A 24,328-nucleotide genomic window follows, 5' to 3' on the forward strand; every position below is an offset into this window, starting at 1 on the left:
ACAAATTCTATTATGACATATAAGAATATACATGAATACATGCCTTTTTAACGAATAACGGAAAAGTCTCTCTTACAAATACTTTCTCTTCCAACCGAATAATAATCTATCTCTTGCTTCTTGACACCCTCAATAGTATAACAATTTCTTCCATCGAATAAAATAGGCTCTCTCATAAGTTGTACGTACTTTTCTAACGAATAAGCTCGGATAGCCTCCCATTCTGTCATGATAAAAGCCGCACTCGCTCCTCTAATCGATTCATCTATACATTCGCTATATTGTATAGTCTCTCCAAAGATATTTTTCATATTTGGAATCGCCTTCGGGTCATATAGAACTACATCCGCACCTATATGAATTAATTCTTGTATCATAATAAGAGACGGTGCATCTCTTATATCATCCGTATTCGGTTTAAATGCCGCTCCCAGCACCGCAATCCGCTTCTTGTTCATATTTAATACTTTCTTCGCTTTCTCAATCAATAACAACTGTTGTTTATTATTCACTTCAATGACTGCTTTTAACAAGCGAAAATCATGCGCCACATTCCCTGCAATTTGCACAAGGGCTTTCGTATCTTTCGGAAAACACGATCCCCCATAACCAATGCCCGCATTTAAAAATGACGCACCAATTCTCTTATCCATTCCCATCCCTTTTGCAACATCCAATACATTTGCTCCTACCTTCTCACAAATATTTGAAATTTCATTGATAAAACTAATTTTTGTCGCTAAAAAAGCATTTGATGCATATTTAATCATCTCTGCACTCTTTATATCTGTAACATACGTTTTTAAGTGTAATTCACTATATAAATTCTCAACTTTTCGTGCCGCTTCCTCATTATCTGCTCCAATTACAATGCGATCTCCCTGAAAAAAATCGTAAATACCTGAACCTTCCCGTAAAAATTCTGGATTCGATACGATATGTAATTCATATCTATTTTGTAATTTCTCCTCAATCCATCTCCTCATAACATCATTCGTCCCTACAGGAACCGTACTTTTTGTAACAACAATGACGTCGTTATTCGCATATGTTCCAATATCGTTACAAGCACTTCGAATATATGTTAAATCCGCTGTCCCATCTAATAAAGATGGCGTTCCAACTGCAATAAATATAAATTCTGCATCGTTAAATGCTTTTACTCTACTTGTTGTAAAAGTTAAATGATTATTCTCACATGCATCATTTATTAATTCATATAAACCAGCTTCATAAATAGGCAAATCCCCTTGCTTTATCCGCTCAATTTTCTCATCATTTATATCAAAACATGTGACCGAGTGGCCTAACATCGCCAACCCTACTCCTGTAATCAATCCAACATATCCGGTACCTATTATCGTAATTTTCATTTCCTTTTCGCACAGGAATATACAATAGAAAATATACGAATACATAGAATTCTCCCTGTGCTTCCCCCTCTCACATTAAAAATGAGAAAACTCTTTTACTTCTTTATTATATGAATTACTTTTCCCATTCTTTTTTAAGTTTTTGTAAAATTAAATGCACCAATATAAAGTGAAACTTTAATCAGTGGGGGTTTTCTTCATCCCCCACTGATTATCAGCCCTCACCAATCGGACTTTTATGGGCAGTTGATCCCCCACCTAACTTCTTTGCTTTCACTGCATTTTGAGGTGGGGGTCTTACTGCCCATTAAAGCGGGATAAAGTGAAATTTTATTCAGTGAAAGAGTATCTATTCTCCGCTAATTATTAGCGAAACCAATCGAGATTTTACAGGAATTAAGGTTCCCACCTAACCTCTTTTCTCCAACTGAATTTTGAGGTGGAAGCCTTACTGCCCGTTCATGCGGATAAATTCCCACATTTTAACACGGAACTTACTCATTTCTACGTGTACACTTATAATACCGAAATAAAAGTATTCACTATCAAAGAAAAAGAGAAAATGTCATATTCCAAAGTTCAATACGATTAACCTTCTCAAATGATTCAACATTCTGTATACAATTGTCATATATTCTATCTGCTTCCATTTACCGTGAATAGAAAAAAAGATTGAATTCTAATCTTTTTGTGATACCATATGTTATGAGCCTGTAAATAAACATCATAATTTTCAGATAAATATATTTTCAAAAAATTACGTTAGACTATAAAAGGGTGGGGTATTAATGGACTCACAAGTGATTTATGCCATTTTGGCATCTTTCATCACTGTACTCGTCGTTACTCCTTTAGTTATTAAGTTAGCTTTTAAAATAGGAGCAACAGATAAGCCAAACGCTCGTAAAGTACACCAAAAGATTATGCCTCGTCTTGGCGGGTTAGCAATATTTATTGGTGTAGCTGTAGGATTTGTTGTCGGCGGCTTATACGAACAAAGAATGTTATCGATAACGCTAGGTGCGATTATCATTGTAATCATTGGTATTTTAGATGATATGTACGAGTTATCTGCAAAGGTAAAATTCGGTGGACAACTACTAGTTGCCATTATGATTGTAAAAAGTGGATTATTAGTGCAAGTATTATACATCCCAATCCTCGGGGATACTGAACTTGGATGGCTTGCTTATCCAATTACAGTATTTTGGATTGTAGGTATTACAAATGCAATCAATTTAATTGATGGCTTAGATGGATTATCTGCTGGTATTTCATCTATCGTACTTGCAACACTGGCATATATGGCCTTCACTAGCCCATGGGGCACTGGAGCTGCTATTATCTTACCACTAGCATTAATTACATTAGCAAGTACAATCGGATTTTTATTCTACAACTTCCATCCAGCAAAAATCTTTATGGGAGATACAGGCGCACTATTTTTAGGATACTGTATTTCTGTTATATCGTTACTTGGGTTATACAAAAGTGTAACGTTATTCAGCTTTATCGTTCCAGTTATCATTTTAGGTGTACCTGTATTTGATACGACATTTGCAATTATCCGCCGTATCGTAAATAAAAAACCTATTTCAGCACCAGATAAATCGCATTTACATCACCGTTTACTTGCAATGGGCTTCTCTCATCGTAAAACGGTACTAATTATATACGCATTCGGTATTTTCTTTAGTGTAAATGCAATCATTTTCTCTAGTGCGACATTATGGTTATCCATTATTCTTCTTTTCGTTTTAATCTTCTTTACAGAGATTATTGCTGAAGTAATTGGGCTTGTACACGAACGTTACAAACCACTTATTTCCTTTTATAAAAAAGTGAAAAAACGCGAAGACTAATTATAGTATAGCCTTTACAATTATGAAATATTCAAATAGCATCCTCTTTCTTATAAGAGGATGCTATTTTTTATTCATTATTTTACATTTCCAAAATATAGATTGTTTGAGAGTCCCACTATTGGAGAAAGATATACATAATAAGAAAAGGATTATATTTTCTTTTTTACATCTTGATTGTCAAACTGAGGGTGAATGTTATGATCAAGCGAGTATTTCAATACATTATTTTATTTTTAACGATTACGATGTACGCGTCATCTCATGCAGGAGCAACTACAATTCCCCCTGCTGAACATCATCCAAATACTAAAACTACCTCTTCTACCCAAAAAATCGCGTACTTAACATTTGATGACGGACCAAACAAATATACTACGCAAATTTTAAACATCTTAAAGGAAAAGAACGGAAAAGCAACTTTCTTTGTTATTGGTGGAAAAGTACCACATTACAAAAAAACAATGCAACGATTAATTAAAGACGGACATTATATCGGACTTCACAGTATGTCACACGATGTAAAACGCCTTTATACTGGTGATCCATCTGCTTTAATTACAGAAATGAAACAAACACAAAACATCGTTCAGCAAGTTACAAAATTAAATACACATCTCGTTCGTGTCCCGTATGGTAGCATGCCTTACTTAAAAAAGAATTACCGTGATGCACTTGTATCAGCTCAGTATAAAATGTGGGATTGGACAATCGATACATACGACTGGAAAAGCTATGATAATCCTTCTGCCATACTAGAAAGAGTACGTAATCAAAGTGATGAACAAGTCGAAGTAATTTTAATGCATGATTCGAGTGTAACTGTACAAATACTGCCACAAGTAATTGATTACTTACAGTCACAAGGATACAAACTTCTTCCCTATAATCCATCTTCCCACCTTGAAGTGAACTTTTGGAAAGACACAAGATTGTAACAGCTTTAGTGCCTATGTGCTAAAGCTGTTTTATTTTTCTCTTCCCACCCTTCCCATTTTTGTGTAAAATTTTAAATAGTGATGAAGGTTCGAGGTGAATAGAAATGAAACGAATAGATCTCATTTTTAACGCAATACAAAAAGGCAAGTATACAGAAGGTGTAACCGCATTAGAACTCGCTACCCTGTTACAACTAGATCGCGCCAATGTAAGTAGCGACTTAAACAAACTTGTAAAAGATAAACGTTTATTAAAAACAAATACGCGTCCTGTTCGTTTTTATATAGAAACGAACACTTCGTTGGAAACGCATTCAAAAGAAGCGAATTCATTAGATACATTTGCACTTGAAAATACGAGCCTTAAAATCGCAATTGAAAAAGCGAAAGCTTCTATTCTCTATCCTCCAAACGGTATGCATACTTTACTGCTCGGAGAAACAGGAGTCGGAAAATCTATGTTCGCTTCTTTAATGCACGAATATGCAATTGAAGTCGAACAGCTTCCTAAAAACGCACCATTTATCGTCTTTAACTGTGCTGATTACGCAAATAATCCACAGCTGCTACTCGGGCAGCTATTTGGGATTAAAAAAGGAGCTTATACAGGGGCAAGTGATCAAAAAGGGTTAATTGAAAAAGCACATGAAGGGATCCTTTTCTTAGACGAAGTACATCGCCTTCCTCCAGAGGGACAAGAAATGCTTTTCACCTTTATTGACCGCGGAGTATACCGCCGCCTTGGAGAAACAGAAAACGAACGTAAAGCACAAGTATTAATCATTACTGCAACAACAGAAGAACCAAATTCATTTTTATTAAAAACATTTACAAGACGTATCCCGATGACTGTTACGCTACCACCACTTCGTGAGCGTACACATAAAGAACGCTTTGCTTTACTACAACTATTTTTCACAAATGAAGCAATTCGTCTACGAAAAGAAATTCACGTTAGTCCGAATGCAATGCGTTCTTTCGTCTTTTACAATTGTCCCAATAACATCGGTCAATTAAAAACGGATGTACAAATTGCCTGTGCAAAAGCCTATTCTGACTTCGTGACAAAGAAACGTGATTCTGTCCACGTTTCAAGTACAGATTTACCTTGGTATATGAAAGAAGGGCTATTCATTGAAAGAAAGAGCCGTCATCTATACCAAATACCAAATGAAACATTTATATTTACAGGTAATGAAGGTTGGAGTAATCATAAAATAGAAAATGAAAAACAGTCTTCTATTTACGATTATATTGATTATAAATACGAAGAACTTCAAGCTCGTGGTATTGAAGAGGACGAATTAGAATTACTTATAGAAAATGATCTTCAAAGCTTTTTCGTACAATATTTTAACCAAATGTCCAAAAAAACAAGTCATGAAAATGTTTTTAAAATTGTGGATCGTAATATCGTTTCCGTTTGTGAAAGAATTGCAGAACTTGCTGAAAAGCATTTATCTAAGACGTTTGATGAAAAAGTATTTCTCGCTTTAAGCTTACATGTACAGACAACTCTACAACGATTGCAAGCTGGAAAACAAATTCATCACCCACAATTAAATCAAATTCGTACGAAATATAAAGACGCTTTTTCTGTAGCTATGCAATGCATTCAACTACTGGAGGACGAATTACAAATAACAATGCCTATTGATGAAGCAGGCTTTTTAACAATGTTCTTCGTTGTTGATCCAATTCCTGCCTCACAAACAGAAGTAAAAGTATTAATATTAGCGCACGGCAACGGCATCGCAACAGAAATGGCAAACGTCGCAAACGAACTGCTCGGCATTGAGGAAGTAACCGGTATCGATATGCCGTTACATGAATCGCCGAAAGATTTCTTAGAGCGTGTGAAAGTGTATATGAAGACACTCCAAAATGTAAATGGACTTCTCTTACTCGTTGATATGGGATCGCTCGCTTATATTGGTGATATATTAGAAACTGAGTTCAAAATTCCAGTGCGTGTTCTTTCCATGACAAGCACTCCACATGCACTAGAAGCAGCTCGAAAAGCTCAGCTTGGCTACTCGTTAGATGCATTATATGAAACAGTGAAGAACTTAACACCGTTTTACTTAAACGTACAAGAAGATAAGAAAAAGCCACTATCACCAATGAAGTCTGTTATTTTAACAGCTTGTTTAACTGGGGAAGGCAGTGCTTTAGCTATTCAAAAAATGTTAGAGAACTATTTGCGATTTGACAAAGACTTAATTGAAATTATTCCGATTAGTATCGTCCATGAAAAAGATTTAACGAAAATGATTGAGAATATCAAAAAAGAGCGGAATATCATTTGTATCGTCACGAATTTCGATGTGCAGGTGCCCTGCTTAACATATCATTTCCAAGACATCGTAAACTACACAGCAATTCAGCCAATTCAAGAATTAATTACGTATGAAGAAACATATGCAAAAATGGCTGATATTCTGGAACAACAAATGCAGCGGAACGACGGAGCATTACTTATTAAAACAATTCGTTACGCATTAAATACAATTCAAGAATTAATTTCCTTACAGCTAACTCCTGACAGCTTAATGGGTGTGATTCTGCATATGAGCTGTATGGTTGACCGTCTTCAAAAAGGAGAAAGCCTCCTCCCTCATCCAGATAAGGAGAAACGAAGACAAGATGAATACTGGATATATATGAAGGTAAAAAAAGCATTACAACCGATTGAAAATACATTTGAAATACAAATACCTGATGACGAAGTGTTTTATGTCATGGACTTCTTCATTAAAAATCAGCCTGTAAAAAATTAATCGAGTCAATTTTTTAACTATATCGACCGTAACTCAGATTTTATCAGCGATTTTTCAAATATATCGGCGTAACTCGGATTATATCAGCGATTTTCAAAATATATCGATTTACCGAAAATAATCGCTAAAATTTGCACCTTATAGGAGAAAAGGCTGTTCCAAAATATGGACAGCCTTTTTTCTACTTCTTTACTTTCCTGATCCTGCCCCTGATTTCGCCCTTCTTATTGGACTTCGTATAAACATTTACATATACATTCTCCTGCATGATTTCTTGCAGTAAACTATCAAACGCTCTCCCCTGTAAAGGCCCTTCAAAATCCTCCACATTGACTACACCTGTCACGACTCCTTCATTTACGCTAATACCTTGCTTTAACGGACCAAATAAACTTAAAACAATTGGACCAATTTGATCCGCTTTCCCTAAATGAATTTGGCATGATGTAACTTTTTTGATGTTTTTCAATATGACCCGATATTGCAATTTCTTTAAATCATCGCTAAATATAAACTCTGCTACACCATAAGCTTCTGTATTTACAGGAGGTAGTTCCCTCTTTCCTGTTAACCTCGCAAAGAAATGTGTTGTCATACAGGCATTCTCCTTATATAAATTTCCCAGCACTACTTCTACTACTTTATGGTTTATACATAATCATTTATGACTTTTTCAAGTTTTAATTACGAAGAAAAGGTTCACATAATCTTTACATTAGAATCGTTCCTTTTGCTTTACTACCTCTTGTATAATGCACATAGGAAAGCATAATAGGAGGTTATTTTGGAAAATAACAAATACACTTTTCACACATTATTAGAGATTTTTCTCGTCTCATTTAAATTAGGACTTACTTCATTTGGTGGTCCTGTCGCACATCTCGGCTATTTTCATCATGAATATGTGCAAAAAAGAAAATGGATGGATGAACGAAGCTATGGAGATTTAGTAGCACTATGTCAATTCCTTCCTGGTCCTGCGAGCAGTCAAGTCGGTATGGGAGTTGGATTATTAAGAGGTGGATTATTAGGAGCTATTATTTCATGGATTGGATTCACTCTACCGTCTGTGCTTGTTTTAGTGTTCTTCGCCTCGTTCTTTAATCAGTTCGACCTTGGAAGTGCTGGCTGGATTCACGGACTAAAACTTGTAGCAGTCGCTATTGTCGCTCATGCCATATGGGGAATGGCGCAAAAATTAACGCCAGACCGAAATCGTGCGACGATTGCTATTGTAACTGCCGCAATCGCCTTATTATGGCCAAGTAGCTGGACACAAGTCAGTCTCATTATAATATCTGGCTTTATCGGCTGGTTTTTATATCGTGACCAACCAATTAGCCAATCTCAACATATAAAAGTACCTATTTCAAAAAAAATAGCAGTTTCTTGTCTCGTCTTATTCTTCGGACTATTACTACTGCTACCAATATTAAGACCGTTCTCTTATTACATCGCTTTATTTGATAGTTTCTATCGCTCTGGTGCGCTTGTATTTGGAGGCGGACACGTCGTGCTTCCTCTTCTTGAAGGTGAGTTCGTACAAAACGGAATGATGACGAAAGAACAGTTTCTAGCTGGATACGGATTAACACAAGCCGTACCAGGACCACTATTTACATTCGCGTCTTATATAGGCGCAGTGTTAAACGGGACGCTTGGGGCCATACTCGCAACAATTGCGATCTTTCTTCCTGCTTTCTTACTCATGATTGGTGTTTTACCATTTTGGGATAGTGTAAGAAAAATATCTTTTATACAAGGCGCACTACTTGGAGTCAATGCAGCTGTGGTCGGTATTTTATTAGCAGCTTTTTATGATCCTATTTGGACAAGCACAATTATGAACGCTGTAGATTTTGTTTTTGCTTCTCTTCTATTTTGCTTGCTCGCTTTTTGGAAAACACCACCTTGGGTTATCGTTATACTCGGAGCCTTTGGCGGATATATTCTATCCATTTTGTAAATAAAAAAACGACGGCATGATATAGCCGTCGTTTTTCTATTAAAACTTCACAAGCTCTATTCCTTCAGGCAACTCGCTCTCTGTTAAAATACGCAATTCTTTCACACGATCCATTACGTAAGAAGAACGCTTCACAAGCTCTGGATCAATATAAGCTGGATGAACCATAATTTCTACCGTTTGTTCACCTTGTACTCTTTCTTTTAACTTCACAAAATAATCTTCCGTCACACCATCCGCGTAAAAATCACTGTAAAATACGTCAGAAAACGGGCGTACTGCTCGCTCTTTCTCACAACGACGAATCGGAACATTATATGTAGCCGCTAATCTCTCAAGAACATCGTGCAAAATCGGTAATCCATGCACATGATGGTGACTATCTAAATGAGTTGGTGTTAATCCGTAAGATAGGAATTTCTCAATTTGAGCAGTCCACTCTCTCTCAACTTCTTCTGGATTTACCTTCCCTTCCCATACGACGCTTTGTTTATGAAACAACCCATCGCTACTTACAAGTGATGGTACGTCTCCAAGAAGCGGTTCTCCTGCTGTTAATACGAGATGTACGCCTACTCCGAGTAGATTATGCTCTTTCGCTAAGCGTACCGCATGCTCTGTTCCTGGCATATTCATCATCATCGTCGTTGAATTTACAAATCCATTTATATGCCCATCAATAATGCCGTAATTTGTACCTTCTGTAAGACCGTAATCATCTGCATTTACAATTAACTTAATCATCGTAATACCTCCTAATAGAATAAAAAAAAGCGGGCTAACTAGCGCCGCTTTATTTCTCTACCTTTTTAAAGAACTGCGGAAGATATTCTTTATGTGCTTCCAACATTTCATCTAAAATTTGTTTTGCCACTTTATCTGATGGTACAAGTGGATTAATTGTCATAGCAAGCAGCGCTTTATGATAATCCCCTGTAACAGCAGCTTCAATTGTTGTGCGCTCAAATGATTTAATTTGCTGTACTAAACCGCGAACTGGTACTGGAAGATCTCCAACTGCAATTGGTTTTGGACCTTCTTTCGTAATAATACAGTTTACTTCAACAGCAGAATCATGTGGTAAGCTTGCAATTGTTCCGTTGTTTCGTGTATTAACAGGCTGGATATCACCTTTATTATTGTAAATAGACGTAATTAAGCTACATGCTGCGTCACTATAATAAGCACCGCCACGTTTTTCTAATTGTGGTGGTTTAATATCTAAGTTCGGGTCTTTATATAGCTCGAATAAATCATTTTCTAACTGTTTCACTACCTCTGCACGTGTACCTTTTTCAATCGAAGCTTCTTTCTCTTCTTCTAGCATTTCACGTGTTTTGTAGTAATAGCGATGGTATGGACATGGAATTGCACGAAGGCCGCGAATAAAGTCTGGCTCCCAGTTAAGCGCTGCAATATTTTCCATCGTAATTTGCTTTTCTGGATCTGTTACAAGCTCTAACACACGATCCATTACACTTACGCCGTCTAAATATACGTCTAATCCGTATACCATATGATTTAAACCTGCAAAATCAACGTGGACACGACTTGCATCTACTTCAAGTAATCTTGCAAGACCCATACGGATTCCGATTGGAACGTTACATAGACCAACTACTCTTTGAATATTTGTATAACGAAGGACAGCTTCTGTTACCATACCAGCTGGATTTGCGAAGTTAATTAACCATGCATTCGGACAAAGCTCCTCCATATCCTTACAAATATCTAAAATAACAGGAATCGTTCTCAATGCTTTGAATAAACCACCAGGACCATTCGTTTCCTGACCGATTACATCATATTTTAATGGGATTGCTTCATCTTTTGCACGAGCTTCTAATAAACCTACGCGAAGCTGCGTTGTTACGAAATCAGCATCTTTTAATGCTTCGCGGCGATCAAGCGTTAAGTGTACCTCAATTGGTAAACCAGATTTTTTCACCATACGTTTCGCTAAGTTACCAACAATTTCTAACTTTTCTTTTCCTGCCTCAATATCTACTAACCAAATTTCACGAACAGGAAGCTCATCATAACGTTTAATAAATCCTTCAATTAACTCTGGTGTATAACTAGATCCACCGCCGATTGTAGCAATTTTAATTCCAGTCATGCTTTATTCCCCTTTCGCTTCTAACTTTTTATAAAGGTCAATAAATTCTGTTGCTAATTCTTTTACTGTAATCGCATTCATTAAATGATCTTGTGCGTGTATTAAAAGAACACTAATCTCTGTTTTTTCTCCTCTTGCTTCTGATTGTATGAGCTCTGTTTGGAAATGATGCGCTTCATTAATCGCTTCTTTCGCCTTTACCATCGCTTCATCAGCCTCTGCCATTTTCCCCTGTTTGGCAAATTGAAGTGCCTCCATCGCAAAGCTTCGTGCATTACCACTATTTAAAATTAATTGGAATGGAATTTGTTCTGCTGTAGTCATCATAATTACCGCCCTCTCTATTATGGTTCAACCGATTGAAATACCCCTTCAGTTTGAACATTTCTATTAAATTATTATTTTATGAATGATAGTTTGGTGTTCTTGTAGATGGGTCTCATCTTTTGGAACATGATATAAAAGTTAGTTGTTCTGACGAGCTATAAAAACTCGTCAGAACAATACTTTTTAAAGTGATACTGAATTGTCATTTCCTTTTGTTTCAGCTTTTGCAGCTTGTACATAAGTACGGTCACACATTAATACGAATGGATAGTAAATTACTACCGCAATTGCAAAGTTTACTACTTGTAATGCTGCACCAGCGATGCTTCCGCCTGCTACAAGATAACCACTAAAGATTGGTGGCATTGTCCATGGAACTAAAGCAACTGTTTTTGGTACCCATCCTAAAGAGATCGCTGTATAAGAAGTAATAACTAATACAACTGGTGTCAGTACGAATGGGATAATTAATGCTGGATTTAATACAATTGGTGTACCGAAAATAACTGGTTCGTTAATATTGAAGAAACCAGGACCGATAGATACACGGCCTACACCGCGAAGCTGTGCACTTTTTGCAACAAGCATTACTGCAACTAAGAATGCTAATGTTGCACCAGATCCACCGATGTATACATATACATCAAAGAATGGTTTTGTGAAAATGTGCGGTACATCATATGCAGACATACCATCGTTAAATAATTTAATATTCTTTTCTAATGCTGGTAAATAAATTGGGTCGATAATACCACCAACGATATTTGGACCATGTAATCCGAAGAACCATAATACATGAATAAGTAACGCTACAATAATTGCACTTGGTAATGTACCTGCTAAACCTTGTAGTGGTACTTGAATTGTTTCAAATACGATTTTATGAATACTTGTTCCTGCTAATTTCACTGCTAATTGAATACTTGCTGTTACGATTAAAATAACGAATGCTGGAACTAATGCTGCGAATGATTTCATTACTGCTGGTGGAACACCATCTGGCATTTTAATTGTAATATCTCTTTGTACAAAGAATCTAAATGCCTCTGTTACTAGAAGCGCTACAATGATAGAAACGAATAAGCCTTGTGATCCCGTCCAAGCTAAATCTATACCGCCTTCTTTTGGCGTTGTCGGAGAAATAATAATTAATGCACCGAATGTAATGATTGCTGCTGACAACGCGTCAACGCCGTAAGATTTCGCTAAATTATAACTTATCCCTACTGCAACTATGAGGGCGAGTATAGCGAAGGAACCTGCCCACATACCACCGCCGATATCTTTCCAAACGTCTCCGAATGCACCTTTCATAAATTTTTGGAATGCATCCACTGGTAAGTTATTAATAAGTATTGCAAATGATCCAACTAAGATAAGAGGCATAACTGCGATAAATCCATCACGGATCGCAACTAAGTGGCGCTGCGATCCAATTCTACCTGCGATAGGAACTAAATATTTCTCCATAAATGCAATAAACTTTTGCATTTCGCTTCCCCCCTAATTATTTTTTAAGTGTTAATGCGTGATCTAAAACTGCTTCTCCATTCATCATGCCGTAGTGCATTGGATTAATAACATCGATTCCAACATTTCTCTCATCAGCAAGCGTTTTCATTGAAGAAAGCATGTAACGAACCTGTGGTCCTAGTAATAATACATCTGCTTGATCGATATTCGTTTTTACTGCATCCCCAGATACAGCCCAAATTTTTCCTTCTAGACCGCGAGCTTTTGCAGCCGCTTCCATTTTTGTAACTAGTAAACTTGTAGACATCCCTGCTGAGCAACATAATAAAATATTCATTTGAAAATCCCCCTTGTGTAGTATAAAAAATTTATGTTTTATTTATTTTTCTTTACGCTATTTATTAATGCAATTAGCGTGCCAACTTTTTAAAACCACTAAAATCAGCACTTTTTCGACTGTTTTCTTTGTGTGTTAACGCTTCCAATTAGTGTGTCAGCAAAAAACACACAGTGTGTTATAAAACAACACGCTTTTAACACATAACTGTATGAAAATAGATTAGTGTTTAGTTGTCTAGTTGTATTCAAAACAAAATAACACTAAAAAATTTTTAAAATGTGAAAATCTAGTAAAAAAATAAACCTCTCTTGAACACACTCTTACTCATTTGTAAAAAAGGAGGATTGTAAATACCCTCAGTTGAATAAACATTCCACTGAGGGTACAGACACATACATATTTTTTCACCTTAATTGATGGTTTAATTTTTCTATTTTTCGCTTCCAATATAAAGTCATCATAAACCATATAATGAAGTAAATAACAATAAAGCTTCCTATACAAATAAGAATCGGGCCAAAACGATTTGGAACCCATCCAATCCAAATGGCTGTAGGCAAAAATGTTCCTAGCAAAACAATAAAGTGAATCATCGTCTGCTTTAATATGCTCCATTCTTCTTTTTCAAAAATAAATGAAGCGAAAGAGAAGATAAGTCCTACTAAATTTGCCGTAACTAAATACGTAAGTAATGTTTTTGTTTCCACCGTTTCCATTCCTTTTGCATAACCAATCCATAAAAACAACAAACTATATAACATCGCCATCCCGAGTCCAAAGGCTATTTTATTAACAATTCTATCAAACATCTTTTAACCTCCTCCTATATTTAAGGCCTCTTTAATGAGCGGTACATATTTTCTCGAAACATATTCTTTCATTCCGTTAGAGAAATGGGCACACATACTTCCACTAAAAGACATTTCAAAGCTTTTGACATGCCCTAAGTTTGCAAGTATCGACTTAGAAAATCTAGCAAACCGCTTTCCAGCTAACTGTTCCTCTAATTCATACAAACGAGCCTTCACTTCAAGACTCCCTTTCCTTGTCTTTGCCATAACTTTTCTTCCTTCTGTATAAAACCAAAAAATATCATTTAAAGATAATAAATAATACTGCTGATCTAATACACCGACAATTTGATTTACAGTTCCCCCTTCCATTATTTTTAAAAGTTGTTGAATCTCATCTGTTACTTCTTTTGTTTTTATAATTATTTCTACTTCTTCTTGTGATGGGTCTAGTTCAATGCGAACTTTCATCTATTTCCCACCCCCTTTACACTTTCATTTTTACATAAACCTGGAAATAATAAATATGATTGTGCGTAAGTGGTTTTTGTTTCGTCATAACTGTCTCTTTATACAACATAAAAAAACCTTGCATACGCAAGGTTCATTCAGCTACTGACATCTTCCTATATAATTCTACAAATTCACTCGCTAATTCCTTCACCGTAATCGCATTCATTAAATGATCTTGCGCGTGCACCATCAGAAGGGTAACTTCGGTCTTTTCACCACCAGCTTCTTTCTGTATGAGCTCCGTTTGTACACGGTGCGCCTCTTTTAATTCCTCTAACGCTTCTTGTAATTTCGCTTCTGCTTCTGTAAATTCTCCACGCTTTGCGCAATCAATTGCTTCCATTGAACAACTTCGCGCATTTCCCCCATGCAAAATTAAATGAAAAGCCTTCGTTTCTATCGTATCCATTTTAGTTCTTTACTCCCCCTTTTCTTCCGCTACTTTTTGTTTATCCCATATTTTTAAGAACGGTAAATAAATGAAGAATGCTAGTGCAAAGTTAACGAGTTGCAAAATAACACCTGAAATTTTTCCGCCTGATCCTAAATATCCACTAAACAGAATCGGTGTCGTCCAAGGTACAGCAGCTCCGCTCGGACGGGCAACTAACCCCCATTCCATCGCAAAGTAAGAAACAATCGTTAACACAACCGGAACTAATATAAATGGAATAAGTAAAAGTGGATTCATAACAATTGGCATACCGAAAGTCACCATTTCATTAATGTTAAAAATACCAGGTGCAATCGACAATCGACCTATACTTTTTAATTGCTGACTTCGCGCAAACAATAACATTCCGACAACTAAAGCAAGTGTTGCACCGGAACCGCCCATATAAATCCATAAATCAAAAAACTGTGCAGTAATCGTATTTGGTATATCTTGCCCTGATTGGTAAGCAACTCGGTTTTGATCCATTAACGACAACCAAACGGGACTCATTACACCACCAACAATAGTAGCTCCATGAATTCCACATGACCAAAGAACATGAACGAGAATAACAGCTATTATTGCGCCCCAAAGACTAGCACCAAGTACACTAAGTGGTTCCTGTAAAATTTTCCCCACAATATTATGGATACTGCCAAAAGAAGTATTTTCTATAATTAAACGTAAAATCCAAATAACCGTTACAACAATAAATCCTGGAACAAGTGCGGCAAATGAACGTGTCACAGCTGGCGGAACTGTCTCTGGCATCTTTATAATTATCTTTTTTTGTACAATAAACCGATAAAGCTCAGTAGATATAAGTGCAATAATCATTGCTACAAATAACCCTTGGCTCCCCATTAATGCAGCTGGGATAGCACCTTCTACAAGTACACTCTCTTTTGTACTTGGTATAATATATGCAACTTGAAATGGCGTCGCAAGTAAAAACGTCACAAGCGACAATGCCCCGGATGCTAAAGCGTCCACTTTATAATATTCTCCGAGTCTGTAAGCGATTCCAAAAACAGCTATTAAAGCCATTATATTAAAAGTTGCACTAACTGGATACCCCAAAGCCCTCTGCCAATTCTCCCCAAACAAACCTGCCATAAAATCATTATAACCTGGTATTGGTAAAGCACTAATGATAAGGAAAAATGATCCAATAATTAAGAAAGGCATCGTCAATACAAGTCCATCACGAATCGCTAGCAAATGCCTCTGTTCTGCAACCTTTCCTGCTACCGGCATTACATATTTCTCTAAAAACTGTATCATCTATCCCACTCTCCTCATGGTTTCATGGACAAAGCTGCTTGTAAGATAGCCTCTCCATTACAAAGTCCGTAATGGACGGATTGAATGACATCAACAGGTATTCCCTTCTCCTTACATAATTCTTTCATTTTCGGTAATAAATAACGTACTTGCGGTCCAAGTAAAAGCACATCTGCGGTATCAATATGATTTCGCACTTCTGAACCTGATACTGCCCAAATCTTTACCTCTATCCCTCTTGCCTCTGCTGCTTTCTCCATTTTCGTAACAATTAAACTGGAAGACATTCCTGCTGCACAGCAAAGTAAAATATTCATCCCATTTCCCTCCCCTTTTTCCAAACCTAAGTTACGGTGCACCCCTTGCCACCACTAGGTTACAAATATATATGTCTAGATTTCCTGCTGTATGCCGAGCTTAAAAACAAAAATTTCTCGGTTTTCACGCTATTCCATCTATCGGTATTTTCCTAGTAAAGAGGGCTCTAACTCGCTATAATAATTCAGTATGATTTTTTTAATTGATAGGAGGATATATTTATGAAGGCATATCGCTTTCCGCTTATTTTATTATCTTCTATCCTAATTGGTGGTTTCATTGGTTATTTCATGGGTGCCGATGCAGTTGCTTTAAAGCCGCTTGGTGACATTTTCTTAAACTTAATGTTTACGATTGTTGTACCTTTAGTGTTCTTTAGCATCGCGTCATCTATTGCTAATATGGATGGATTAAAACGTTTCGGTAAAATTATGTCTAGTATGGCTGGAACTTTCTTATTTACAAGTATTTTAGCTGCTATTTTTATGATTATTGTCGTGAAAGTATTCCCGCCAGCACAAGGTGTTGTATTAGAACTAACGCAGCCCGATAAAGCTGAAAAAGCTGTTAGTGTTGCAGATCAAATCGTCGGTATTGTAACAGTATCTGACTTCTCGAAGTTACTATCTCGTGAAAATATGTTAGCACTTATTTTCTTCTCTATTTTAATGGGGGTTGCAACTTCAGCAGTTGGTGAAAAAGGAAAACCATTCGCTACATTCTTACAAGCTGGTGCAGAAATTTCAATGAAAGTTGTATCTTTCATTATGTACTACGCTCCAATCGGACTTGCTGCTTACTTCGCGGCATTAGTTGGTGAATTCGGACCACAACTTCTTGGAACTTACTTCCGAGCAGCAATGGTATACTATCCAGCGTCTCTCATTTACTTCTTTGTATTCTTCACGTTCTATGCATACCTTGCGGGTCGCAAACAAGGTGTACAAATCTTTTGGAAGAACATGGTATCTCCTACAGTTACATCACTAGCAACTTGTAGTAGTGCTGCTAGTATTCCAGCGAACTTGGAAGCAACGAAGAAAATGGGTATCTCTTCTGACGTTCGTGAAACAGTTGTCCTTCTTGGATCTACACTTCATAAAGACGGATCTGTTTTAGGTGGCGTATTAAAAATTGCTTTCTTATTCGGTATTTTCAACATGGAATTCGAAGGACCGAAAACATTAGCAATCGCACTTGTTGTTTCTCTATTAGTAGGAACAGTAATGGGCGCTATTCCAGGCGGCGGTATGATTGGTGAAATGTTAATCGTTTCTCTATACGGCTTCCCGCCAGAAGCATTGCCAATTATCGCAGCAATTAGTACAATCATTGATCCTCCTGCAACAGTGTTAAACGTAACAGCAGATAACGCTTGTGCCGTAATGACAGCTCGCCTTGTAGAAGGTAAGAACTGGATCAAAAGCAAATTTGCTTAATAAATGGAAAGAGGATGCTCCAAACGAGCATCCTCTTTTTTTGTTGTTACTCCATTCCGCCACAAATTTGTTATAATCTTCACAAATATTCCACACCTCTTATCCATTCTCCGTACTATAATCATGTATGGAAAAGGAGATGGATTTAATGACACAAAGCGCACCAGAATTTAAAGTTTTGCAAAGCATTGCATTTCTTGCTGTCGTTTTGCAAAGTTCCTTATTATATACAATGAATCAAGGAAATGTTTTACTCGAGCAATCTCTCATTATGGGTATGCTTTTTAACCTTGCAAAATTTTCAGCACCTGCATTCATATTTATCGTCGGCTTTCACTTAATTCGGCAATATACGAAACAACTAGCCTACACAGCATATATTTATGAAAAAGCCGCACATTTACTCATTCCTTATTTCTTCTGGTCTATTCTTTACTTATTAACAACAAACAATATGATTACACTGCAAAGTGGAATAAAAAGTTTATTACTCGGAACAGCTGCCCCCCATCTTTGGTACGTAATTATGATGTTCCAAATTCACTTATTGTTCCCTTTGCTATGCACACTATTTTATTGGTTTCAAAAACGAACTGAAAATAAAAAAGACATATATACATATATGACAATCTTTGCTTCTCTATATTTTCTCTTAATGTGGTATTCTTCTCACTACATTTTTAATGGAGAGAAATTGACTAGCTCAACCATTTTACATTATACAGATCGTTCCTTCTTCTTCTACTCATTCTATTTCGTCATGGGGGGAATCGCTGCTGTCTCACTCAAAACGTGGCGTACATTTGTCATGAAACATATCCCGCTTATCACAATTTTATTTTTCATCTTATTTTTATTCATCAATTATGAGTTATTTAGTTTTTACGGAGTAAATTCGATTCATTTAACCGTTTCGACTTATTTAAAACCGTCTATGTTTTTATATATCGTATGCGAAATTATTATACTTTACGTGCTATCTATTACAATTGTACAGCGACGCGGTTTCTTATATAAAGCTTTACGATTTATTGGGAATTACACGTATGGTGCTTATTTAGCTCATTTTTTCTTCTTGCAACTATGTACAAAATTTCTTTCTTTATTCACACTGCAAGAAAACACCATATTATATAGCCTATTATTATTTACAATAGCGGCCACAATCTCGATTTCAGCAATGGTCATTTGCAGTACACTACCACTTCATACGTGGATTACAGGACCTTCTCCTAGGGCAAATATGAAATGGGCGAAGATTATACTTCGGAAAAATCACGAAAAAGTATTCAAACCATATCTTTGATATAATAGAATTCCATACAAGAAAAGAAAGTAGGACACACCTATGATTAATCAAATTGGACAAATTATGTTATATGTAAATAACCAAGACGAAACAGTACAATTTTGGACAGAAAAAGTAGGGTTCCAAATCATCGCTGAAGAAAATAACGGAAAAGGATTTCGCTGGATTGAAATTGCACCAACGAAAGAAGCAGGCACAAGTATCGTCCTTCACGATAAAGCGTTAATTGCGAAGATGCAGCCTGAATTAAACTTACATACGCCTTCACTTATGTTCTTCTCTAATAACTTAGATCAACTATATAAAGATCTTTCTGAGAAAAACGTTACAGTTGGACAAGTTGTAGATTTACCTACTGGTAGAGCGTTCAACTTTGCGGATAATGAAAATAATTACTTTGCGGTAATGGAACGAAAATAAAAAGAAGCTATCCGAAAAAACGGATAGCTTCTTTCATTTTAAGAAACTTGTTCTGCATTTGTTTCTCTATGTTGTATATGACTCGTGATCCAAGCAATTCCACCGGCAACAACGAGATAGCATAACAATATTAAAATTTGCATTTGTAATTGCGACCAATCTCCTAAAGAAATTACATCTTGTAACCCTCTAAGAGAATGGGACATTGGGAGAAATTCTCCAATTTTGCTAAGAACAGCTATATTTAATTCTCCTGGGAAAGTACCCCCGCTCGTCGCTAATTGCAAGACGAGAAGCGTTACCGCCGCAAACTTCCCAACAAGACCAAATACCGTTACTAACATAAGAATAAATGTCATGAACGTAAAGGAAATAATAATACTTGATAAAACAAAAAGTGGCACACTGGCAACTTCTAATTTCATAACTCCTAGCACAACCACATCTACAAGTAGCGCTTGAATGAGTCCAATCAAATATACTAATCCTAATTTATTAACAAAATGTACTGTTCCGCTTACCTTCATATTCTGTCTACGACCAAGTGGTAAAATATTCGATGCCATAATTCCACCAACATAAAACGCAAGTGATAAGAAGTATGGTGCAATACCTGAACCGTAGTTAGGCACGTCAGAAACCGTCGACTTCACTAATTGAACCGGCTCTGAGAACATCGTATTACGTGCATCATCATTGCGAACATCAGCTATCTTCTCTGCGCCCTCTCCCAATTTCGTAGAAAGTTCTTTCGCACCATCGTCAAGTTTAACAAGTCCGTTCGTTAACTTCCCAGCACCGTTATTCAGCTCCGTTCCGCCACTCGCAAGGTGATTTACACCTTCTTGTAATGATGTAAATCCATTTCCCCACTTCGTAAATCCATTAGCTAAATTCACCGCACCATCTGCTATCTTTTTCGTTCCAGCAGTAGCTTCGTTCAACTTAACTCCGAATGTATTCATACCTTCTTCAATCTTATGCTGACCATTAGCAAGCTTCTTGGCACCTTGTGTCAATTGTTGTTGGCTATTATTTAAAGTGTTTGTTGCTTTAGCTAATCCATTAGAAGTAGCAATGATCTTTTGAAAAGCAGGATCTTGCTGCACTTCTGGATGACTTTTCACGTACTCTTCTAATTGCTGTTTTACACTATTTGCTACATTGTCCGCTTTCACTTGCCCTTCAGCAAGTTTCTCACTTCCGTTCACCCATTCATTTGTACCAGTACTTAATTTACTAACCCCTGCTTGTAAAGTTTTTTCACCTTGAGCTAATAATTCCATGCCACTATGAAGTGAGGTCGCTCCTTGACTCAGCTCGTTTGCTCCGCCAGTTAAAGTAGATTTGCTAGAAGCAAGTTTTTCACTTCCCTCTTTCACTTTTGATGTCCCGTCGCTTAAACGATGAATACCATCTGCAAGCTGATTTGCCCCATTTCTTGCATCTGTCGTTCCTTCATGTAACTTCTCAGCACCATTACTTGCATCACTCAACCCTTGTGCCAAATCTTGAAACTTTGAAAAGACACCTTCTGTATATGATTTCGTAATACTATTTGAAATTTTGGTTTTCATATTTTCAACAGCTGTCGTTCCAATTTGAGCTGCTACAAAGTTTTTACCCGGATTTACTTTGTACTGAAGCTGCGCTGGCTCTGGTTTCTCATCCATAAGTGTACTTACCTTTTTAGAGAAATCCTCTGGAATCGTAACAACCATATAATACTTATCTTCTTTTAGCCCTTCATCAGCATTTTTTTCTGATACGAAATGAAAAGCTAGTTCCTTATTCTCTTTTAAATTTTCTACAAAATCGTCTCCTGCATGAATTGTTTTTTCATCCATCGCAGCACCCTTATCTAAATTTACAATCGCAACAGGTAATTTATCTAATTTCCCATATGGATCCCAATATCCAGCTAAAAAGAATCCTGAATAAATTAAAGGAACGATTAATAAAAAAATTAAAGCGATACGTCCATGTTTATGGTGCCACATCGCTTTCCAATCTTTAAATATAAGTTGAATTCCCTTCATGAAATATGCTCCTTCTCCTAATTTAACACCATTAGAATGGTTTAACAGATTTACTATACACGTCCATATTCATACTGTATAATACATCTTTAATTATCAATTCATTCCTTTTGGTCTATAGAAAGGAGAGTCAAAATGGAACTTCTTCAACTAAAATACTTTCAGACAGTCGCACGATTAGAACATATGACAAAAGCGGCTGAAGAATTGCATATTGCACAACCTTCGCTCAGCAAAACAATTGCTAGATTAGAAAAGGACTTAGGTGTCCCGTTATTTGATCGCCAAGGTCGCCAGATTACATTAAACTCATTTGGGAAAGTATTTTTAAAACGAGTAGAGCGCATTTTTCATGAATTAAGTGAAGGTGAACGAGAAATTAAAGATTTAGCTAAATTACAACAAGCTTCTATTACACTAGCAGTTTCTATTCCGAGAATATTACCAGAACTACTCGGTTCTTTTTTACTAGAACATCCTAACGTTCGATTCCAACAGTTTCTCGCATCTACTCCTTCTATGAAACGACAACTAGATAATATAGAAATTGATTTTTGCATTTCTTCTGTGCCAATTGAAGGCGAGGAAATTATATGGGAACCACTTATTACAGAAGAAATTTTCTTAGTCGTCCCTTCCGGTCATCGTTTATCAGGACGCGACAGTATCCATCTGCATGAAGTAAAAGACGAACCATTTATTAGTATGAACACTGGTTACGGATTTCGGCACTTAACGGATGAATTTTGCAAGGAAGCTGGCTTTACTCCACATATCGCTTTTGAAGTAGATGAACCAACCGTAATTAGCGACCTTATTAAGCAAGGTCTCGGCATCGCTTTCGTCCCAAGTTTAACTTTATTAAAAAACTCTACTTTATCATTAAATAAGTTACGTATTATTGAACCAAATTGCGAGCGAACTATCGGCTTAAGTTGGTCGAAGAAACGCTATTTATCGAAAACTGCTCAGCAATTTCGTAAGTTTGTGATTGAGTACTTCTCTAATATTAAGGCGTAAAATTATATCAACAAATAGAAGGTGCCATCCCCATAGGATGGCACCTTCTATTGTTCACTCTTCTCTAATTCTATTTCAGCTAAAAGTGGTAGTACATTATCAAAAATATGCGTATTGTTATTTTCGCCTGTTACGTATCCACCGTAATATCTACTAAATACGTTATCATTTCGGAATGTGACCATATGATCATATAGTTCCTTTGCAAACTTTGTATCACCTGTTTGTAGTACGTACAAAATCGTTAGTCCGTAAGCGGCTGGCGATTCATAATTCACAGTTTGTTTTCCCGTTTCTAAATTGTAACGACCGTATAGCTTTCCATCCTCCTGAAATTTCTTCTTTATAAATTCCAAGTAAGCATCTGATGTAAGTCCACCTAAACTCCGATGATATGAAACGTATGATTGATCAATTACATTCACTTCTTTATCATACGTAAATGTACCATCTGCTTTATACTCTTTCGGAAATGCCCAACCATCCCTTGGATAATCCGCTAAAAATTGAACGACCTCCCGGTATTGCTGAGCAGAAACTTTGCCGTACTTTTTCATATAAGAGAATGCACGCGGATTTAAGTATGATGTAGTTGCAAAATCATTTTGTTTTCCTGCATCTGCATCATAATAATCAACGTAATAATTATCTTTCTTATTATAACGAATGACAGCGTCACTCAATTGATCTGCCAAGTTTTTATAACGCTCTTCCTTGTACATTTCATACGCTCGATATAATTGTTCTATAATACGAAGATCATCTATAAGTGCATTGGTAGCCGACTGTATTTCTCCCTTTTCAGAGATTTTCCATACAACGATTTGATCCTTATGTACAAAGTTATTTTGAATAACCTTAACTTGTTCATCGAATAACGCTTGATCGTCTTTATCGAGTGTATATTGTAGCCATAGTCCTGCTGATTCCGATAAAGCTTCACGGCCTTTCGCTTCACCCGTACCTGCCTTTGTATCCCCTAAACGATATGTAGCAAGCGTCCCATTTTCATTCACCATATGTCTCAAAATAAAATGTTCTGTACGGTTTCCTTGTATAGCTGCCCAAAATACAATTCCACCTAAAGCGATTAAGAGAATAACTCCAATCCCTATATATAAACGTTTCCGCAATCTATTCACCTCCCTAATAAGGCTAGCCTTAATTTTACCAGAACATACGTAAAATGAAAAAAGACAATCTATTAGATTGTCTCCCGTTCCTCTATCTCTCACAAGCCTCTTTAGAAGGTCTATATAGCGATGCCACAAGTCGATCATATTCACGACGCGTAATCTCTTTATTATACAGCTTCAATAATAAATCTCTATGCTCTTTTGAAAATGCCATCTTTTTAATGACTTCAGGATACATAAAACATCCTCTCCATTTCACATAAACTTCTTCACCCTAAAATAGAACTTATGTTCGCATAAAAGATTATAAAATATTCCTTACTAAAAAACAAACAAAATATTATTAAACATTAACTTCTTTCTATTTAGAATATTCAAACAATATATTACCATATCCACTTTTTAAATACATATATATTTTTGGTAGTTTTTTTGAATAAATCTT

23 protein-coding genes are annotated in these 24,328 nt (G+C 36.4%); 8 read left to right on the forward strand and 15 right to left on the reverse strand.

All coding sequences use genetic code 11. The features are described 5' to 3' along the window. Positions 1–47 precede the first annotated feature (47 nt). The gene (locus F8162_RS27555) at positions 48–1,418 is read right to left on the reverse strand and encodes a UDP-glucose dehydrogenase family protein (protein WP_151632099.1); all 1,371 of its coding nucleotides are present in this window, start codon (positions 1,416–1,418) and stop codon (positions 48–50) included. Between the two features lie 743 nt (positions 1,419–2,161). Here F8162_RS27555 and F8162_RS27560 point away from each other — a divergent pair. The 3 genes from F8162_RS27560 (at position 2,162) to F8162_RS27570 (ending at position 6,953) form a co-directional block, all read left to right on the forward strand. After that, a complete protein-coding gene (locus tag F8162_RS27560) occupies positions 2,162–3,235 on the forward strand; it encodes a glycosyltransferase family 4 protein (RefSeq protein WP_016718934.1) in 1,074 nt (357 codons plus the stop codon). A gap of 200 nt (positions 3,236–3,435) precedes the next feature. Continuing rightward, positions 3,436–4,173, forward strand: coding sequence for a polysaccharide deacetylase family protein (locus F8162_RS27565; protein ID WP_151632097.1), 738 nt, complete (start codon positions 3,436–3,438; stop codon positions 4,171–4,173). 104 nt (positions 4,174–4,277) lie between these two features. After that, the gene (locus tag F8162_RS27570) at positions 4,278–6,953 is read left to right on the forward strand and encodes a PRD domain-containing protein (RefSeq protein WP_151632095.1); all 2,676 of its coding nucleotides are present in this window, start codon (positions 4,278–4,280) and stop codon (positions 6,951–6,953) included. 181 nt (positions 6,954–7,134) lie between these two features. Here the strand turns inward: F8162_RS27570 and exsM are convergent, their stop codons facing one another. Continuing rightward, positions 7,135–7,548: an exosporium regulatory protein ExsM gene (gene exsM, locus F8162_RS27575; RefSeq protein ID WP_151632093.1), complete on the reverse strand. Its 414-nt coding sequence runs from the start codon at positions 7,546–7,548 to the stop codon at positions 7,135–7,137. A 189-nt stretch (positions 7,549–7,737) separates the two neighbouring features. On the opposite strand from exsM, the gene F8162_RS27580 reads away from it, so the two are divergent. Further along, a complete protein-coding gene (locus F8162_RS27580) occupies positions 7,738–8,919 on the forward strand; it encodes a chromate transporter (RefSeq protein ID WP_151632091.1) in 1,182 nt (393 codons plus the stop codon). Positions 8,920–8,958: 39 nt separating this feature from the next. Here the strand turns inward: F8162_RS27580 and chbG are convergent, their stop codons facing one another. The 10 genes from chbG to F8162_RS27630 form a co-directional block, all read right to left on the reverse strand. Next, on the reverse strand, positions 8,959–9,663 hold the full coding sequence (gene chbG, locus F8162_RS27585) for a chitin disaccharide deacetylase (RefSeq protein ID WP_151632089.1): 705 nt from the start codon (positions 9,661–9,663) through the stop codon (positions 8,959–8,961). Positions 9,664–9,712: 49 nt separating this feature from the next. Further along, the gene (gene celF, locus F8162_RS27590; protein WP_000145755.1) at positions 9,713–11,038 is read right to left on the reverse strand and encodes a 6-phospho-beta-glucosidase; all 1,326 of its coding nucleotides are present in this window, start codon (positions 11,036–11,038) and stop codon (positions 9,713–9,715) included. A 3-nt stretch (positions 11,039–11,041) separates the two neighbouring features. After that, on the reverse strand, positions 11,042–11,365 hold the full coding sequence (locus F8162_RS27595; RefSeq protein ID WP_000989053.1) for a PTS lactose/cellobiose transporter subunit IIA: 324 nt from the start codon (positions 11,363–11,365) through the stop codon (positions 11,042–11,044). Positions 11,366–11,548: 183 nt separating this feature from the next. Next, on the reverse strand, positions 11,549–12,856 hold the full coding sequence (gene celB / locus F8162_RS27600) for a PTS cellobiose transporter subunit IIC (RefSeq protein WP_151632087.1): 1,308 nt from the start codon (positions 12,854–12,856) through the stop codon (positions 11,549–11,551). A gap of 16 nt (positions 12,857–12,872) precedes the next feature. Next, positions 12,873–13,175 (reverse strand): PTS sugar transporter subunit IIB, encoded by a 303-nt coding sequence (locus F8162_RS27605; protein ID WP_001023569.1) that lies wholly within the window; start codon positions 13,173–13,175, stop codon positions 12,873–12,875. 407 nt (positions 13,176–13,582) lie between these two features. After that, a complete protein-coding gene (locus F8162_RS27610) occupies positions 13,583–13,987 on the reverse strand; it encodes a DUF3021 domain-containing protein (RefSeq protein ID WP_151632085.1) in 405 nt (134 codons plus the stop codon). Positions 13,988–13,990: 3 nt separating this feature from the next. Further along, positions 13,991–14,440 (reverse strand): LytTR family DNA-binding domain-containing protein, encoded by a 450-nt coding sequence (locus tag F8162_RS27615; protein WP_151632083.1) that lies wholly within the window; start codon positions 14,438–14,440, stop codon positions 13,991–13,993. 133 nt (positions 14,441–14,573) lie between these two features. After that, positions 14,574–14,891: a PTS lactose/cellobiose transporter subunit IIA gene (locus F8162_RS27620; protein WP_151632081.1), complete on the reverse strand. Its 318-nt coding sequence runs from the start codon at positions 14,889–14,891 to the stop codon at positions 14,574–14,576. 9 nt (positions 14,892–14,900) lie between these two features. After that, the gene (celB, locus tag F8162_RS27625) at positions 14,901–16,202 is read right to left on the reverse strand and encodes a PTS cellobiose transporter subunit IIC (RefSeq protein WP_151632078.1); all 1,302 of its coding nucleotides are present in this window, start codon (positions 16,200–16,202) and stop codon (positions 14,901–14,903) included. Between the two features lie 14 nt (positions 16,203–16,216). After that, the gene (locus tag F8162_RS27630) at positions 16,217–16,519 is read right to left on the reverse strand and encodes a PTS sugar transporter subunit IIB (RefSeq protein WP_002139105.1); all 303 of its coding nucleotides are present in this window, start codon (positions 16,517–16,519) and stop codon (positions 16,217–16,219) included. A gap of 222 nt (positions 16,520–16,741) precedes the next feature. Between F8162_RS27630 and F8162_RS27635 the strand changes: the two genes are divergently transcribed. The 3 genes from F8162_RS27635 (at position 16,742) to F8162_RS27645 (ending at position 19,688) form a co-directional block, all read left to right on the forward strand. Then, positions 16,742–17,959: a dicarboxylate/amino acid:cation symporter gene (locus F8162_RS27635; RefSeq protein ID WP_151632076.1), complete on the forward strand. Its 1,218-nt coding sequence runs from the start codon at positions 16,742–16,744 to the stop codon at positions 17,957–17,959. 148 nt (positions 17,960–18,107) lie between these two features. Beyond that, positions 18,108–19,265: an acyltransferase family protein gene (locus F8162_RS27640; protein ID WP_151632074.1), complete on the forward strand. Its 1,158-nt coding sequence runs from the start codon at positions 18,108–18,110 to the stop codon at positions 19,263–19,265. A gap of 42 nt (positions 19,266–19,307) precedes the next feature. After that, on the forward strand, positions 19,308–19,688 hold the full coding sequence (locus tag F8162_RS27645) for a VOC family protein (protein ID WP_151632072.1): 381 nt from the start codon (positions 19,308–19,310) through the stop codon (positions 19,686–19,688). A 38-nt stretch (positions 19,689–19,726) separates the two neighbouring features. On the opposite strand, the gene F8162_RS27650 is transcribed toward F8162_RS27645, so the two are convergent. Beyond that, complete coding sequence (locus F8162_RS27650; protein ID WP_151632070.1) at positions 19,727–21,727, reverse strand: YhgE/Pip family protein; 2,001 nt, start codon at positions 21,725–21,727, stop codon at positions 19,727–19,729. Positions 21,728–21,862: 135 nt separating this feature from the next. On the opposite strand from F8162_RS27650, the gene F8162_RS27655 reads away from it, so the two are divergent. Continuing rightward, positions 21,863–22,747 carry a LysR family transcriptional regulator gene (locus F8162_RS27655; RefSeq protein ID WP_151632068.1) on the forward strand — a complete coding sequence of 295 codons (885 nt, stop codon included), beginning with the start codon at positions 21,863–21,865 and terminating at the stop codon, positions 22,745–22,747. A gap of 47 nt (positions 22,748–22,794) precedes the next feature. On the opposite strand, the gene F8162_RS27660 is transcribed toward F8162_RS27655, so the two are convergent. Both F8162_RS27660 and F8162_RS28950 read right to left on the reverse strand, forming a co-directional pair. Further along, positions 22,795–23,880, reverse strand: a complete 1,086-nt coding sequence (locus F8162_RS27660) for a transcriptional regulator (protein WP_151632066.1) — start codon at positions 23,878–23,880, stop codon at positions 22,795–22,797. 91 nt (positions 23,881–23,971) lie between these two features. Then, complete coding sequence (locus F8162_RS28950) at positions 23,972–24,121, reverse strand: hypothetical protein (protein WP_098200230.1); 150 nt, start codon at positions 24,119–24,121, stop codon at positions 23,972–23,974. Positions 24,122–24,328: the final 207 nt, after the last annotated feature.

It is taken from the genome of Bacillus sp. CH140a_4T (assembly GCF_008923725.1).
In the GTDB taxonomy this organism is placed as follows: domain Bacteria; phylum Bacillota; class Bacilli; order Bacillales; family Bacillaceae_G; genus Bacillus_A.

Excerpts from the sequence above, each read along its gene's own strand:
- F8162_RS27595 (WP_000989053.1), bottom strand. The coding sequence starts at position 11,365 with ATGATGACTACAGCAGAACAAATTCCATTCCAATTAATTTTAAATAGT.
- F8162_RS27620 (WP_151632081.1), bottom strand. The coding sequence starts at position 14,891 with ATGGATACGATAGAAACGAAGGCTTTTCATTTAATTTTGCATGGGGGA.
- F8162_RS27655 (WP_151632068.1), top strand. The coding sequence starts at position 21,863 with ATGGAACTTCTTCAACTAAAATACTTTCAGACAGTCGCACGATTAGAA.
- F8162_RS27610 (WP_151632085.1), bottom strand. The coding sequence starts at position 13,987 with ATGTTTGATAGAATTGTTAATAAAATAGCCTTTGGACTCGGGATGGCG.
- celB (WP_151632087.1), bottom strand. The coding sequence starts at position 12,856 with ATGCAAAAGTTTATTGCATTTATGGAGAAATATTTAGTTCCTATCGCA.
- celB (WP_151632078.1), bottom strand. The coding sequence starts at position 16,202 with ATGATACAGTTTTTAGAGAAATATGTAATGCCGGTAGCAGGAAAGGTT.
- celF (WP_000145755.1), bottom strand. The coding sequence starts at position 11,038 with ATGACTGGAATTAAAATTGCTACAATCGGCGGTGGATCTAGTTATACA.
- chbG (WP_151632089.1), bottom strand. The coding sequence starts at position 9,663 with ATGATTAAGTTAATTGTAAATGCAGATGATTACGGTCTTACAGAAGGT.
- F8162_RS27615 (WP_151632083.1), bottom strand. The coding sequence starts at position 14,440 with ATGAAAGTTCGCATTGAACTAGACCCATCACAAGAAGAAGTAGAAATA.
- F8162_RS27570 (WP_151632095.1), top strand. The coding sequence starts at position 4,278 with ATGAAACGAATAGATCTCATTTTTAACGCAATACAAAAAGGCAAGTAT.
- F8162_RS27640 (WP_151632074.1), top strand. The coding sequence starts at position 18,108 with ATGACACAAAGCGCACCAGAATTTAAAGTTTTGCAAAGCATTGCATTT.
- F8162_RS27560 (WP_016718934.1), top strand. The coding sequence starts at position 2,162 with ATGGACTCACAAGTGATTTATGCCATTTTGGCATCTTTCATCACTGTA.
- F8162_RS27630 (WP_002139105.1), bottom strand. The coding sequence starts at position 16,519 with ATGAATATTTTACTTTGCTGTGCAGCAGGAATGTCTTCCAGTTTAATT.
- exsM (WP_151632093.1), bottom strand. The coding sequence starts at position 7,548 with ATGACAACACATTTCTTTGCGAGGTTAACAGGAAAGAGGGAACTACCT.
- F8162_RS27605 (WP_001023569.1), bottom strand. The coding sequence starts at position 13,175 with ATGAATATTTTATTATGTTGCTCAGCAGGGATGTCTACAAGTTTACTA.
- F8162_RS27565 (WP_151632097.1), top strand. The coding sequence starts at position 3,436 with ATGATCAAGCGAGTATTTCAATACATTATTTTATTTTTAACGATTACG.
- F8162_RS28950 (WP_098200230.1), bottom strand. The coding sequence starts at position 24,121 with ATGTATCCTGAAGTCATTAAAAAGATGGCATTTTCAAAAGAGCATAGA.
- F8162_RS27555 (WP_151632099.1), bottom strand. The coding sequence starts at position 1,418 with ATGTATTCGTATATTTTCTATTGTATATTCCTGTGCGAAAAGGAAATG.
- F8162_RS27645 (WP_151632072.1), top strand. The coding sequence starts at position 19,308 with ATGATTAATCAAATTGGACAAATTATGTTATATGTAAATAACCAAGAC.
- F8162_RS27650 (WP_151632070.1), bottom strand. The coding sequence starts at position 21,727 with ATGAAGGGAATTCAACTTATATTTAAAGATTGGAAAGCGATGTGGCAC.
- F8162_RS27635 (WP_151632076.1), top strand. The coding sequence starts at position 16,742 with ATGAAGGCATATCGCTTTCCGCTTATTTTATTATCTTCTATCCTAATT.